Genomic DNA, 12,939 nt, shown 5'->3' on the forward strand with positions numbered 1-12,939 from the left:
TTACGTCGATAGTAAATTTACTTCTGTGAGGTGTCGTGCCAGATCACATCCTCTACGCCTACGGGCCGGAGAAGCCGGTCATCGGGAAGTCCTGCGCGATCATCGCCGCGGGCGCGGTCGTCACGGCCGACGTGCCCGCGTACACGATCGTCGGTGGCAACCCGGCCGATATCGCGGCCATTGAGGAGGCGCGAGTATGACTTCCGACGTCACCGCCGAATTCGACCGCCAGGTCGCCAACCTCGTCGACCGCGGTTACCCGGCGCTCGCCGGGCTCGACGAAGAGGGCTTCCGCGCCCTGGTGGGACCGCTGCGGTCCGCGGCGCGGTCCGGTGCGCCGGATCCGGACGCGGGCCGCGTGCCGTTCCTCCTCGTCGTGACCCGCAAGGTCGTGCCGATCGAGGAGACGATGCCGCGCACGACCCTGCACCGCGGGCGCTTGCCCGGGTTCGTCGACCACTCCTTCGAACCGGGGTCGCTGGAGCGGTTCGCCGCCACTGTGGACCTGCCCGCTCCGGACGCCTACCTGCTGTTCGACGTCGAGCGTGGTGAAGAGTTCTGCGGCGTAGTCCCGAACGACGCGATGGAGACCATCGCCGGGCGGGAACGGACCCCGCTCACCATCGAGGAGGGCATCGCACTGGTGACGCACTTCCCGGAGGTGCTGGTCAAGAACAAGTGCTTCTCGGTGGGCGGTTCACGGTGCGGTGACCGGCGGGTGCCCGCGATCTGGATCAGCAAGCGTGCGCCGAAGCTCGGCTGGTGCTGGCAGGGCAATCCGCACACCTGGCTCGGCGTGGCCTCGGCGGGCGCGCGCGGCGCCTGATCCGGTAGTACCTCCGTGCCGTGGCGGGCCGTCCAGAAGCTGGCCACTCGATCGTGGCAGGCCGCCGATAAGGTGAGCGCCATGAGTCGGTTCGTGGAAACGCTCGTCCGCACCGCTGCGGAGGGTGGTCAGTTGCGTGGCATGGTCACCGGGGAGCCCAAGGAGCCGGTGCGCCGGACCTGGGCCGAGGTCCACGAACAGGCACGGCGCATCGCCGGTGCACTCGTCGCCGGGGGATTGGAGCCGGGCAGCGCCGTCGCGGTCCTGGCCGGGGCGCCCGCGTTGATCGCGCCCACCGTGCAGGGCGTGTGGCTCGCCGGCGGCAGCGTGACGATGCTGCACCAGCCGACCCCGCGCACCGACCTCGCCGTGTGGGCCGAGGACACCGTCAAGGTCCTCGGCATGATCGACGCCAAGCTGGTGGTGCTCGGCGAGCCGTTCGACGCGCTCGCGCCCGTGCTGACCGAGCACAACATCGGCTTCCGGATGATCACCGATCTCTTCGACGGCGAACCGCTCGCCGAGCCGGTCGCGCGCGACGAGGAAGACCTCGCGCTGCTGCAGCTCACCAGCGGTTCGACCGCCGACCCGAAAGCCGTGCGGATCACCCACGGCAACCTCTACACCAACGTCAAGGCCATGGTGGAGCGCGCGGAGTTCGACTTCGCGAAGGACATCATGGTGTCCTGGCTGCCCACCTTCCACGACATGGGCATGGTCGGCTTCCTGACCGTGCCCATGACGTTCGGCGTGGAGCTGGTGAAGATCACCCCGGCCGAGTTCCTCACCGGGCCGCTGATCTGGCCGGAGCTGATCACCAAGTACGGCGCCACCACCACCGCGGCACCGAACTTCGCCTACGCGATCGTCGGGAAGCGGCTCGCGCGGGTCGAGGACGAGAACGCCTACGACCTGTCGACGCTGCGCATCGCGCTGAACGGGGCCGAGCCGATCGACGAGTCCGCCGTGCAGTCGTTCGTCGAGGGTGGCTCCCGGTTCAAGATGCCCGCGGAATGCGTTTTCCCGGCCTACGGCATGGCCGAGGCGACACTCGCGGTGTCGTTCGCGCCGCTGTTCACCGGCCTCACCCTGGACGTCATCGAGGCCGACGCGCTCGAAGCCGACAACCGGGCCGTGCCGGTTCCGGAGGGTGACTCGCGCCGCGGAACCGAGGAGGTCCGCTCGTTCGCCGTGCTCGGCCGTCCGCTGGACGGGCTGGAGGCGCGGATCGTCGGCGACGGTGGCAAGGTGCTCGGCGAGCGCGAGGTCGGCGAGATCCAGCTGACCGGTCCCGCGGTGACACCCGGGTACCTGACGATGGACGGCCCGAAGCCGACGCAGGACGACGAGGGCTGGCTGGCGACCGGCGACCTCGGCTACCTGATCGGCGACCAGATCGTGATCTGCGGCCGTCGCAAGGACGTCATCATCATGGGCGGCCGCAACATCTACCCGACCGACATCGAGCGTGCCACGACGTCCGTCGAGGGTGTGCGAGCCGGCAACGCGGTGGCGGTCCGGATCGACGCCGGGACCCGGCGCGAGCGGTTCGCGGTCGTGCTGGAGTCGAAACTGGCGGGCGACACCGACGCCGAGCGCCGCCTGCAGAAGGAGGTCGCGGCCCGGGTCCGCGACGCCGTCGACGCCCGCCCGTACGCGGTGGTCGTCCTGCCCGCGGGCAGCCTGCCGAAGACGCCGTCGGGCAAGGTGAAGCGCGCCGCCACCGCCGCCCAGTACTCCGACGCGATCGCCCGCAACGCCTCCTGACCGCCGTCGCCCGGGAGGACCTGCTCCCGGGCAACTCGGCTGACTCAGTCGGTGGTGACGGGGGTCGGCGCGTCGGTGGAAGTGGGGGTGCGCGGCGCGGTCGCCTGGGTGGCGGCGCGGGCCTCCGGCACCGGGTAGGGCCGGCCGCCACGGCGGGCGAACTCGTCCTCCACCTCGTCGAGGAACTCGTCGACCGCGCGTTCGTCGTAGCCCCGCTTCCCGAGCAGGGGCTTGCTGAACATCACGTGGTGCACCTCGGCCGCGGTGAGGTCGTCCTCGCCCACCAGTGTTTTGGCGATGCGTTCGACGAACTCGTCGACCTCGTGCTTGGCGTACCCGCGCCTGCCGATGGGGGCGTTATCGAACTCGACTCGATAAACGTCTTCGGCGGTAAGGGACATGAAGTACTCCAGTTCAGCTTGGACGGGACACTTCCCTTATCCCGTCCTAGCCGTCCGGGTAAACGTCCGGAAGGCCCCTCAGACCGGTGAAACTCCATGGAGCGCAATGCCGCACACCTGTGGGTGACGGCTGCTCACCCAGCGTGGAAGTCGTTCTGGGCCGCTGTCAGTCCTTTGCCGATCAGCGCTTCGACGGCGTCGGCGCACCGGTCCAGTTCCAGCGGGAGGTCCTTGCGCTCGACCGTGGAGAAGTCCTTGAGGACGAAGTCGGCCGGGTCCATGCGGCCCGGTGGGCGGCCGATGCCGAAGCGCACGCGATAGTAGTCACGCGTGCCGAGGGATTTGCTGATCGACCGCAGCCCGTTGTGACCGCCCTCGCCGCCGCCGATCTTGAGCTTGAGGCCGCCGAAGGGCAGGTCCAGCTCGTCGTGCACGACGACGATCGCGCTGGGATCGATCTTGTAGAACTTGGCCGCGCCCGCGACCGGTCCGCCGGAGACGTTCATGAACGACCGCGGTTTGACCAGCACGACACGGCTTCCGGCGAGGCGGCCTTCGAGGACTTCCGCGCCGGACTTGTGGGTCTTGAACTTGCCGCCGACGCGGGCGGCGAGTTCGTCGAGCACGAGGAAGCCGACGTTGTGCCGGTTGCCCGCGTACCGGGGCCCGGGATTGCCGAGGCCGACGAGCAGGACGTGCTCGCCGGCCCCGGGAACGTCCGAACTCACTTACTCTTCGGTGCTCGCCTCGGCGGCGGGCTCCTCGCCACCCTCCTCGGCGGGCTCCGCGCTGGTGGCCTGGGCCTCGCCGACCGCGACGACCAGGCTCTCCGGGTCGGTCAGCAGGGTCGCGCCCTGGGGCAGCGGAACCTGGGAGGCGAGGATCTGGGTGCCTGCCTCGGCGCCCTCGATGGACACCTCGACCTGCTCGGGGATGTGCAGCGCCTCGACCTCGACCGACAGCGTGTCGATGTCCTGGACCTGCAGGGTGCCGGGGGCCGGGTCGCCGGTGACGACGACGGGGACGTCGACGGTGACCTTCTCGCCCCGCTGGACGACCAGCAGGTCGACGTGCTCGATGTAGTTGCGGATCGGGTGCACGGTGACGGTCTTGGTGAGCGCCAGCTCGGTGCCGCCGTTCAGGCTCAGGGTGAGGACGGCGTTGCTGCCGTTCTCGCGGATGACCCGGGCGAACTCCAGTGCGGGCAGCGCCAGGTGGCGCGGGTCGGTACCGTGGCCGTAGAGCACGGCGGGAACCTTGCCAGCGCGACGGGTGCGGCGCGCGGCGCCCTTGCCGAACTCGGTGCGTGGCTCGGCGGACAGACGTACCTCGGACACGGTGTAGCACTCCTTCAAACAATTGCGTGGCGGCGCAGATGGCGGGTGGTCATCTTCGGCGGCGAGTTCCACGACATGCTCGAGCAGCAGACCTCAAGCCGCCGCGTCGATCACGTTCGGGCACCGGGTGCAGCATGGAGCCCGCCTCGCCGAGACAACCTGTTCAGTGTAAGCGCCCCGTACTGGCGGACTTGCGTGGGGTGGCAAGACGCGCTATCCGCACGGCGCGACGGCGCCGTAGGCGAGCGCCAGTAACACCCAGAGCTGGGTGGTCATCCCGTCGCCTGACACCGGACGATCACTTTGGCGTGGGGCCGCAACCCGGGCTCTCTCGCGAGATGACATGCCAACCTTGCGGCCCCACGCCAAAGTGATATGCCCAAACCGGAAGGCGACGGGATGACCGCACAGCGACCACCTCGTTGAGGTGAGCCGGGCTCGAAAACCCCTGGTCATCCCGGAGCCTGCCTGTCCGGCGAGGGGGCTTTTGATTTTTAGAGCCGCGCTTCGGCTGGCGAGGTGGCCGCTGGGCGCTTGGGCGGCCGGTAGTCGGTCGGCTTGGGGGCGACCTCCCCCGCCCCTCCAGTTGGAGGGTTTCAGTCGCTGAGCAGCGGCGTCACGGCGGGAAAGCGCACCTTGACCCCGCTGATCAGCGACCAAAGCGGGCTGGGGATCGGGGCGGGGGAGGTCCGGGCACGTCTTGGTTCGGCTCGCGTTGCCGGGCTGCGGTTTTCGAGGGGCGCCCCGGTTGCGTTGCCGGGTGGCGGCTGTCCCGGAAGGGCAAACACGCGAGCGGGAACGGCAAACACGCTGCCCGGAAGGGCCAACACGCCGACGGGAGCGGCCAACACGGGCGTGTTGGCCGCTGCGGGCGCCGTGTTGGCCGCTGGGGGCGGGGGTGGCCTGCCTGCGACGTAAACCGAATGGATGACGCGTCTTCCTGGGTGGAACGCTGGAACGTGAATCGGCGTCTCATCACCAACTGGCGGTTCCGGGAGTGAGAGCGGGGGGCAGATGCGGCTGCGCGGTCTCGCGGTGCTCGTCGTCTTCCTGACTTTTCTCGCTGGGTGTGAGGCGCCCCGACACGCGGCCGCGCCGGATCCACGTGCCGTTGTCGATGGGGCGATCGCGGCGCTCGCCGCCGAGGCCGCTGTCGAGTATCGGCTGCCGGGGAGCACCTTCGCCGTGACACGTGGGGGGCTTGCGGAGGGGCATCTGCCGCTGCGGGGCGAGCAGGTGAAGGCTCTGCGGGTCGGTGGAGCGTTGTATGTGTCCGCTTCGTCCGCGTACTGGCGGGGGCAGGGGATGTCCGCGCCGCGTGCCGCGCAGTTCGGGGGGCAGTGGGCCAGGGCGGATCGGGGCGTGCCGTTCGATCCGGGCCGGGACATGGCGCCTCAAGCCGTGGCGACGGCACTGCGGGCGGCGTTGCCTGCGACAGCGGCGCCGGTCAAGGTCGGGGACGCGTTCGATCTCGCCGGGCTGCGGGTGACCACGACGGCGCCGTACCGCGTGCTGAGCTTTCCGCCACGGCTGCTCGGACCGGAGGCGGCGGAACTCGGACCGGGCGAGATCGGGCTCGACGACGTGCATCTCGCCGAACTGCGGACACGCCTCGACGACGGGGTCGACGGGCTCGGGCAGCCCCTGATCGCGGGACCGGCCGTCGCCGCGAACGTCACTGACCATGATCTCCACTGCACGTCCAACGGTGCCTGCACCGACACCGTCCGCGTCGCGAACCGGCTGCTCGGCACGGCTCCCAGCGCCGCCGCCCGCGTGCAGCTGGACTCGGTCGTCACCTCCGACGCGCTGGGGGCCCGTACCTGCGCGCACGAAGCGGTGCTGCCCCTGGGCACCTCCGCCGACCTCTCCTGCTCGGTCAGGTTCACCCTGCCCCGCGCGGACGGCGCGACGAAACTCCACGCCGCGCCGACCGTCAGCGCCGAACCGGTGGCCGTCGTCGACCCCGGCGCGCTGAAACAGGGCGTCGCCGCCGAGCTAGGACCGTAGCAGCGCGACACCGGCGCGACCTCCTCCAGGAACGGTTCGAACACCGTGAAATAGGTGAACCCGAACAACTCCAGCGGCCGGGCGGTGGCGGAACGCACGAAGCCGACCCGTTCCTCCAGTTCGTCGGCCATCGCCAGATCGAACGTGCCCGGCGGGAAGCCGCGGGCGTGCTTGAGACCCGCGAAACCGGCGATGTCCGCGTGCTCGGCCGCCAGCCGCAGCACGCCCTCGCTGTTTCCCGCGATCAGCAGCGGCGGCAGCGGATCCAGGCGCTCCCGCAGCACATGCTCCGACGCTACGAACGACGAAGCCCTTCCGTCACCGGTTTCGCCGGTGGCGGAAGGGCTTCGCGGACAGCGATCAGGCGTTGCCGTCGAACAGGCTGGTGACCGAACCGTCCTCGAACACCTGCTGGATCGCCTCGGCGAGCAGCGGCGCGATCGACAGGACCGTCAGGTTCGCGAAGTGCTTCTCCGGTGCGATCGGCAGCGAGTTGGTGACGATCACCTCGCGCGCCTTGCAGTTGGACAGCCGCTCCGTGGCCGGATCGGACAGGATGCCGTGCGTGGTCGCGATGACGACGTCCGCGGCGCCCTCCGCGAGCAGCGCGTCGGTGGCCTTCACGATCGTGCCGCCGGTGTCGATCATGTCGTCGACCAGGATGCAGAGCTTGCCCTCGACCTGGCCGACGACCCGGTTCGCGACCGCCTGGTTCGGCTTGTCCGGGTCACGGGTCTTGTGGATGAACGCGATCGGCCGGTCGCCCAGCTGCTGCGCCCACTTCTCGGCCAGCCGCACACGGCCCGAGTCCGGTGAGACGACGGCGATGTCGGCGTCGCCGTAGGTCTTCCGGACGTGGTCGGCGAGCAGGGTCTGCGCGAACAGGTGGTCCACCGGACCGTCGAAGAAGCCCTGGATCTGGGCGGTGTGCAGGTCGACCGTCATGATCCGGTCGGCGCCCGCGGTCTTGAACAGGTCGGCGATCAGCCGGGCCGAGATCGGCTCGCGGCCCTTGTGCTTCTTGTCCTGCCGCGCGTACGGGTAGAACGGAATGACCACGGTGATGCGCTTGGCGCTGGCGCGCTTGAGCGCGTCCACCATGATCAGCTGCTCCATCACCCACTCGTTGATGGGGTTGGTGTGGCTCTGGATGACGAAGGCGTCCGTGCCCCGGACCGATTCCTCGAAGCGCACGAACAGCTCGCCGTTGGCGAAGGTGTGCGCCGTCTGCGGGGTGATCGTCACGTTGAGGTGCTGCGCGACCTCCTCCGCGAGTTCCCGGTGTGCGCGGCCGGAGAAGAGCATGAGGTTCTTCTTCGGCGTGCCGGACTTAGGACTCATCAGACGACTCCCGCTCGGTCTCTTCCGTGTTTTCCTTGGCGGCGAGCGCGGCCTGCGCCGCCTCTGCCGCTGGGGTACCCGGCCTTCGCCGCGGCACCCAGTCCTCAATATTGCGCTGTGGTCCAGTCGACACCGCCAGCGCCCCCGGCGGAACGTTTCGCCTGATCACAGTGCCAGCGCCCGAGTACGCACCGTCACCAACCGTGACCGGGGCGACGAACATGTTGTCCGATCCGGTCTTGACGTGCGAGCCGATCGTGGTGTGGTGCTTGCGCACGCCGTCGTAGTTGACGAACACGCTGGAGGCGCCGATGTTGCTGTATTCGCCGATCGTCGCATCCCCGACGTAGGTCAGGTGCGGCACCTTCGTGCCGGTGCCGATGTCGGCGTTCTTGGTCTCGACGAACGTGCCGATCTTGCCGCTCGCGCCGAGTTTCGTGTTCGGCCGCAGATAGGCGAACGGGCCGACGCTGGCGCCCTCGCCGATCTCGGAGTCGGAGCCGTGCGTGCGGATCACCTGGGCTCCGGCGCCGACGGTGACGTTGGTCAGCGTCGTGTCCGGTCCGACCACCGCACCCTCGCCGACCTTCGTGGTGCCCTTGAGCTGCACGCCGGGCTCGATCACCACGTCACGCGCCAGTTCCACGTCCGCGTCGAGCCACACCGACGCCGGGTCCACCACGGTGACGCCGTCACGCTGCCAGCGCTGGAGGATCCGCCGGTTCAGCTCCGCGCCGAGCGTGGCCAGTTGCACGCGGTCGTTGACGCCCTCGGTCATCCACGGATCGCCCGCCACGAGGGCGCCGACACCGCGGCCGTCCTGGCGGGCGATGCTGAGCACGTCGGTGAGGTACAGCTCGCCCTGGGCGTTGTCGGTCGACAGCCGGGTCAGCGCGTCGGCGAGCACGGCCGCGTCGAACGCGTAGACCCCGGAGTTGATCTCGTCGATCGCCAGCTGGTCCGGCGTCGCGTCCTTCTGCTCGACGATCGCGGCGACGCTCCCGCCGGTGTCGCGAACGATCCGCCCGTACCCCGTGGGGTCGGCGACGACGGCCGCCAGCACGGTGACCGCGTGCCCGTTGTCCCGGTGCTCGGTCAGCAGGGCACCCATGGTTTCGGTGTCCAGCAACGGGACGTCGCCGTAGCTGACCAGGATCGTGCCGGAAAGTCCTTCGGGCAGAACGGACAAAGCGCAGGAAACCGCGTCACCGGTGCCGTTCTGCTTCTCCTGCACCGCGGTCCCGACCGGGCGGCCGAGCGCTTCCCCGACCGTGGCGAGGTGCTCGGCGACGGCCTCCCTGCCATGCCCCACGACCACGACGAGGTTGTCGGGCGAGAGACCGGCGGCGGCCCGCACGGCGTGCTCGACCAGTGGTCTCCCGGCGATCGGGTGCAGCACCTTCGGGGTGTTCGAACGCATCCGGGTGCCCTCGCCCGCGGCGAGGATGACAGTGCTCAGCGGGCCGGTCACGGCACTCCCAACGAATCCGGGACGGGTGGTGGCGGGCCCCGATCCTACGGGTCTTCCCCGGCAGTCGACGGCGGGTCGGCTTCGGGGGCGGGTTCGGCCTCGTAGGCCAGGAACTCGCCGGTGCCCGACTGGGCCGTCGCGACCTGGTTGCCGCCACCCCGTTTCGCCTGGTACATCGCGGCGTCGGCGCGGGCCAGCACCTGGTCGGCACGCTCCTGCGGGCGCAGCGAAACCAGGCCCACCGACAGGGTCACGCCGTGCGAGAGGTGGTGGGGCAGCATGTCGACCGCGGTGACCGCGCGGCCGAGCGCCTGCTTCGCGGCCGACACCGGCGCACCGGGTAGCAGCGTGACGAACTCGTCACCGCCGTAGCGGGCCACGATGTCATCACCGCGCAGGGCATCCCGCAGCGTCGAGGCGACCACGCGCAGCACGTCGTCGCCCTCGGCGTGCGAGTGCTGGTCGTTGACGCCCTTGAAGCCGTCGAGGTCGATCAGCGCGACCGCGAGCGGCTGCGCCGTGGTCGACGCCGACAGCGTGCGCAGGTGCTCGTCGAGCGCGCGGCGGTTGGGCAAGCCGGTCAGCGGGTCCTGCAGCGCCTGCTGGCTGATCGCGCCGTGCTGGGCCGAGAGCCGCTCGTGCTCACGGCGGGTGTCCAGCGTCGCCAGCTGCGATTCGCGCATCGCCCACAGCTCGACTTCGAGCGCGGCCGAGTAGTCCGTCAGCGCGCGGGAGGCGTCGATGTCCGGTTCGCTGTCCAGCCGGGCGATCTCCCGCATCAGGTGCAGGTTCATCGACGGCATCGAGTTGTCCTCGGCCAGGGTGAGCTTGGTCGCGTGCAGCGCCTTGAGCGCGTCGTCACGCTGTCCGGCCTGTTCCAGGCAGCGGGCCAGCGCGATCGTGACGATGACCTGCTCGTGCGGGTAACCCGGCTCGATCAGCAGCCGCTGCAGCCGGTCCACGTTCGCCCCGTCCGGCGCGGCCAGCGCGAGCGCGGCCGCCAGCACGCCGACCTGGTCGACCGCGGGCACACCGATCTTGCGCGGGAACAACGACTCGGCGAAGGGCGCTTCGACGGCGACGGCCATCGACGCGGCGGTGCTGAACTTCGCCGCCGCCTCCTCGTGCCTGCCGACCCGCTCCAGCCGCAGGCCCCAGCCCAGCAGCATCTTGATGCGGTTCATCAGCTGCAGCGTGATCTCGTGCGGACCGGCGGTCTCCCGGATCGCCTGGTGGGCCCGGGCGATCACCTCCTCGGCCGCCTCGTACACGCCGAGCTGGTTCAGCACGATCCAGCAGTCGACGAGCGCGCTGGACTGCGCCTTGGCCCACTCCCGCCGCGACATGTGCATGTCCGGGGAGTTCGAATCGTCCAGGATCGCCAGCGCGCGGGCGATCTCGGTCAGCGCCGCGTCCTCCTGCTTCGCCAGCACCAGACGGCGGCCGCGCAGCGCGTGCGCGTCGGCCCGGAACAACGCGAGGCCGTGGCGGCGGGTGTGGGCCAGCATCTCGTCGAGCAGTGGCTCCGCCTCGGCGGCCAGGCCGCGGGTGACCAGCCTGCCCAGTGACGTGGCCCGCAGGAGCTGGGAGACCAGCACCGGCTCACCGCGGCGCTGGGCCTCTTCGAGCAGCTGGTCCAGCGTGCGGTTGATGTCGAGTTGCTCGCCGTGCTCGGTGTGCTGCACGGCAGCGATCAGTTCCCGGCCGCGACCGGCCAGCCAGGCGTCGGAGAGCTCGGCCAGTGCCGGCCGCCTGTTCTTCTGTTCGCTCTCGCCTTGCAGCGTCGCGCACCCCCTTCGGGTACGTCGGGGTAGGGCACGGCAGCTCCGCCGCCAGGACTCGAACCTGAACTATCAGAACCAAAATCTGAGGTGCTGCCAATTACACCACGGCGGATCGTGCCTGGTCAGGATAGCGACGTCGAAAAATCGTGCCAGTGCAGGGGTTGTGTCCGAGGTTTCAGTGTCTCCCCAGGGGGTAAAACCTCCTGTACCGTAACTTACGGAAACGTAGGTAAGGTTGCCCTTTCCCAGGGTTCGCCCAGGTAGGAAGAAGTGTTGCGCATGACATCCACCCCGGTGATGGAACCACCGAAGGCCAAGGGGCCGAAACCGGTCATCGACGGACAGCGCGGGGCCGGCGTCCAGTTCTCCGTGTACCTGGGCGTGATCCTGCCGCTGGCCGCACTCGTCGTCGCCGTTCCGTTCGCCTGGGGGTGGGGACTGAGCTGGGTCGACGTGGGCCTGTTCATCGGCTTCTACGTCATCAGCGGTCTCGGCATCACGGTTTCGTACCACCGCTACTTCACGCACGGCTCGTTCAAGGCCAAGCGGTGGCTGCGCGTAGCGCTGGCGATCGCGGGCAGTCTCGCGGTGCAGGGTCCGGTGATCACCTGGGTGGCCGACCACCGGCGCCACCACGCCTTCTCGGACCGTGACGGAGACCCGCACTCGCCGTGGGCGTTCGGCACCACCCCGCTGGCCATCGCCAAGGGCTTCTGGCACGCGCACATGGGCTGGCTGTTCGAGCGCGACAAGAGCAACGCCGAGCGCTTCGCCCCGGATCTGCTCAAGGACCCGGCGATCAAGAAGGTCGACGAACTGTTCTGGCTGTGGACCCTGCTCACGCTGACCGTGCCCGCCCTGCTCGGTGGTCTCATCACGTGGTCGTTCTGGGGCGCGGTCACCGCCTTCTTCTGGGCCGGGCTCGTGCGGGTCTGCGTGCTGCACCACGTGACCTGGGCGGTCAACTCGGTCTGCCACATGATCGGTGAGCGGCCCTTCGCCGCGCGCGACAAGTCGGCGAACTTCTGGCCGCTGGCGATCCTGTCCTTCGGTGAGTCCTGGCACAACCTGCACCACGCCGACCCGACCTCGGCGCGGCACGGTGTCAAGCGCGGTCAGATCGACATCTCCGCCCGCGTGATCTGGGCGTTCGAGAAGCTGGGCTGGGTCAGCAACGTGCGCTGGCCGACGCCGCAGCGGCTCGAGCGACTGGCATCCGAATAGGGCCGGCCCGCCACCCTCAACGGAAACGCTTCGCGTTGCAGTTAGGCTCTCGAAGTGGCGGGACGACGTCGAGCAAAGCGAGAAGCCACCGGAGCACGGCCTCCGGCTCCGGTTCCCCGCGTCCGGATGACGGGTGCGGAACGCAGGCAGCAACTGCTCGACGTCGCCCGCAAGCTCTTCGCGGAGAAGGGTTTCGACGGGACGTCCATCGAGGAGATCGCCCACCGGGCCAACGTCTCCAAGCCCGTCGTGTACGAGCACTTCGGCGGCAAGGAAGGCATCTACGCCGTCGTCGTCGACCGCGAGACCCAGTCGCTGCTCGACCGTATGGTGTCCACTTTGCACGGTGGGCATCCGAGGGCGATGCTGGAACAGGCCGCCGGGGCTTTGCTGGCCTACGTCGAGGAATCGCACGACGGATTCCGGATCCTGGTGCGTGACTCGCCGGTCGCCAGCGCCTCCGGCACGTTCTCCACGTTGCTCAACGACATCGCGATGCAGGTCGAGCACATCCTCGCGCAGCAGTTCGACGCACGCGGCTACAGCGACAAGCTGGCGCCGCTGTACGCGCAGGCGCTCGTCGGGATGGTCGCGCTGACCGGCCAGTGGTGGCTGGACGCGCGCCGCCCCAAGCGCGACGAGGTGGCGGCGCACCTGGTCAACCTCGCCTGGAACGGGCTTTCCGGCCTGGAGCACAAGCCGAAGCTTCGCCTGAACTGACCGGTTTCCTGCTACCCTCAGCGACGGTTCGTGGACGTGGCGTCAAGACGGGGGCGGC

General features: G+C 69.5%; 12 protein-coding genes and 1 tRNA gene. 6 read left to right on the plus strand and 7 right to left on the minus strand.

Annotated features, from left to right (window positions below; genetic code table 11):
• The first annotated feature begins 35 nt into the window (after positions 1-35).
• From HNR02_RS35445 to HNR02_RS13845, 3 genes are all read left to right on the plus strand, one after another.
• Entirely contained in the window at positions 36-200 is a 165-nt protein-coding gene (locus HNR02_RS35445; protein ID WP_179771174.1) for a hypothetical protein, read from the plus strand.
• The gene (locus HNR02_RS13840; RefSeq protein ID WP_179773590.1) at positions 197-826 is read left to right on the plus strand and encodes a DUF5701 family protein; all 630 of its coding nucleotides are present in this window, start codon (positions 197-199) and stop codon (positions 824-826) included. The genes HNR02_RS35445 and HNR02_RS13840 overlap by 4 nt, the downstream gene beginning before the upstream one ends.
• Before the next feature lie 81 nt (positions 827-907).
• On the plus strand, positions 908-2,593 hold the full coding sequence (locus HNR02_RS13845) for a fatty acyl-AMP ligase (protein ID WP_179773591.1): 1,686 nt from the start codon (positions 908-910) through the stop codon (positions 2,591-2,593).
• 44 nt (positions 2,594-2,637) lie between these two features.
• Here HNR02_RS13845 and HNR02_RS13850 read toward each other — a convergent pair whose 3' ends face one another.
• The 3 genes from HNR02_RS13850 to HNR02_RS13860 all read right to left on the minus strand — a co-directional run bounded on the left by HNR02_RS13850 (position 2,638) and on the right by HNR02_RS13860 (position 4,331).
• Positions 2,638-2,994 carry a DivIVA domain-containing protein gene (locus tag HNR02_RS13850; RefSeq protein ID WP_179773592.1) on the minus strand — a complete coding sequence of 119 codons (357 nt, stop codon included), beginning with the start codon at positions 2,992-2,994 and terminating at the stop codon, positions 2,638-2,640.
• Positions 2,995-3,128: 134 nt separating this feature from the next.
• A complete protein-coding gene (pth, locus tag HNR02_RS13855) occupies positions 3,129-3,722 on the minus strand; it encodes an aminoacyl-tRNA hydrolase (protein ID WP_179773593.1) in 594 nt (197 codons plus the stop codon).
• Positions 3,723-4,331 carry a 50S ribosomal protein L25/general stress protein Ctc gene (locus HNR02_RS13860; protein ID WP_179773594.1) on the minus strand — a complete coding sequence of 203 codons (609 nt, stop codon included), beginning with the start codon at positions 4,329-4,331 and terminating at the stop codon, positions 3,723-3,725.
• Between the two features lie 1,185 nt (positions 4,332-5,516).
• Between HNR02_RS13860 and HNR02_RS13865 the strand changes: the two genes are divergently transcribed.
• Positions 5,517-6,341 (plus strand): hypothetical protein, encoded by an 825-nt coding sequence (locus HNR02_RS13865; protein ID WP_312860998.1) that lies wholly within the window; start codon positions 5,517-5,519, stop codon positions 6,339-6,341.
• A 360-nt stretch (positions 6,342-6,701) separates the two neighbouring features.
• Here the strand turns inward: HNR02_RS13865 and HNR02_RS13870 are convergent, their stop codons facing one another.
• From HNR02_RS13870 to HNR02_RS13885, 4 genes are all read right to left on the minus strand, one after another.
• Entirely contained in the window at positions 6,702-7,682 is a 981-nt protein-coding gene (locus HNR02_RS13870) for a ribose-phosphate diphosphokinase (protein WP_179773596.1), read from the minus strand.
• Complete coding sequence (glmU, locus tag HNR02_RS13875) at positions 7,672-9,153, minus strand: bifunctional UDP-N-acetylglucosamine diphosphorylase/glucosamine-1-phosphate N-acetyltransferase GlmU (protein WP_179773597.1); 1,482 nt, start codon at positions 9,151-9,153, stop codon at positions 7,672-7,674. The genes HNR02_RS13870 and glmU overlap by 11 nt, the downstream gene beginning before the upstream one ends.
• A 44-nt stretch (positions 9,154-9,197) precedes the next feature.
• Positions 9,198-10,895: a GGDEF domain-containing protein gene (locus HNR02_RS13880; RefSeq protein WP_179775903.1), complete on the minus strand. Its 1,698-nt coding sequence runs from the start codon at positions 10,893-10,895 to the stop codon at positions 9,198-9,200.
• An 82-nt stretch (positions 10,896-10,977) separates the two neighbouring features.
• A tRNA-Gln gene (locus HNR02_RS13885) sits at positions 10,978-11,049 on the minus strand.
• Positions 11,050-11,234: 185 nt separating this feature from the next.
• Between HNR02_RS13885 and HNR02_RS13890 the strand changes: the two genes are divergently transcribed.
• Both HNR02_RS13890 and HNR02_RS13895 read left to right on the plus strand, forming a co-directional pair.
• On the plus strand, positions 11,235-12,161 hold the full coding sequence (locus tag HNR02_RS13890; RefSeq protein WP_376772926.1) for an acyl-CoA desaturase: 927 nt from the start codon (positions 11,235-11,237) through the stop codon (positions 12,159-12,161).
• A 126-nt stretch (positions 12,162-12,287) separates the two neighbouring features.
• Positions 12,288-12,881, plus strand: coding sequence for a TetR/AcrR family transcriptional regulator (locus tag HNR02_RS13895; protein WP_179773599.1), 594 nt, complete (start codon positions 12,288-12,290; stop codon positions 12,879-12,881).
• The last annotated feature ends 58 nt before the right edge of the window (positions 12,882-12,939 follow it).

The organism is Amycolatopsis endophytica (assembly GCF_013410405.1).
Taxonomy (GTDB): Bacteria; Actinomycetota; Actinomycetes; order Mycobacteriales; family Pseudonocardiaceae; genus Amycolatopsis_E; species Amycolatopsis_E endophytica.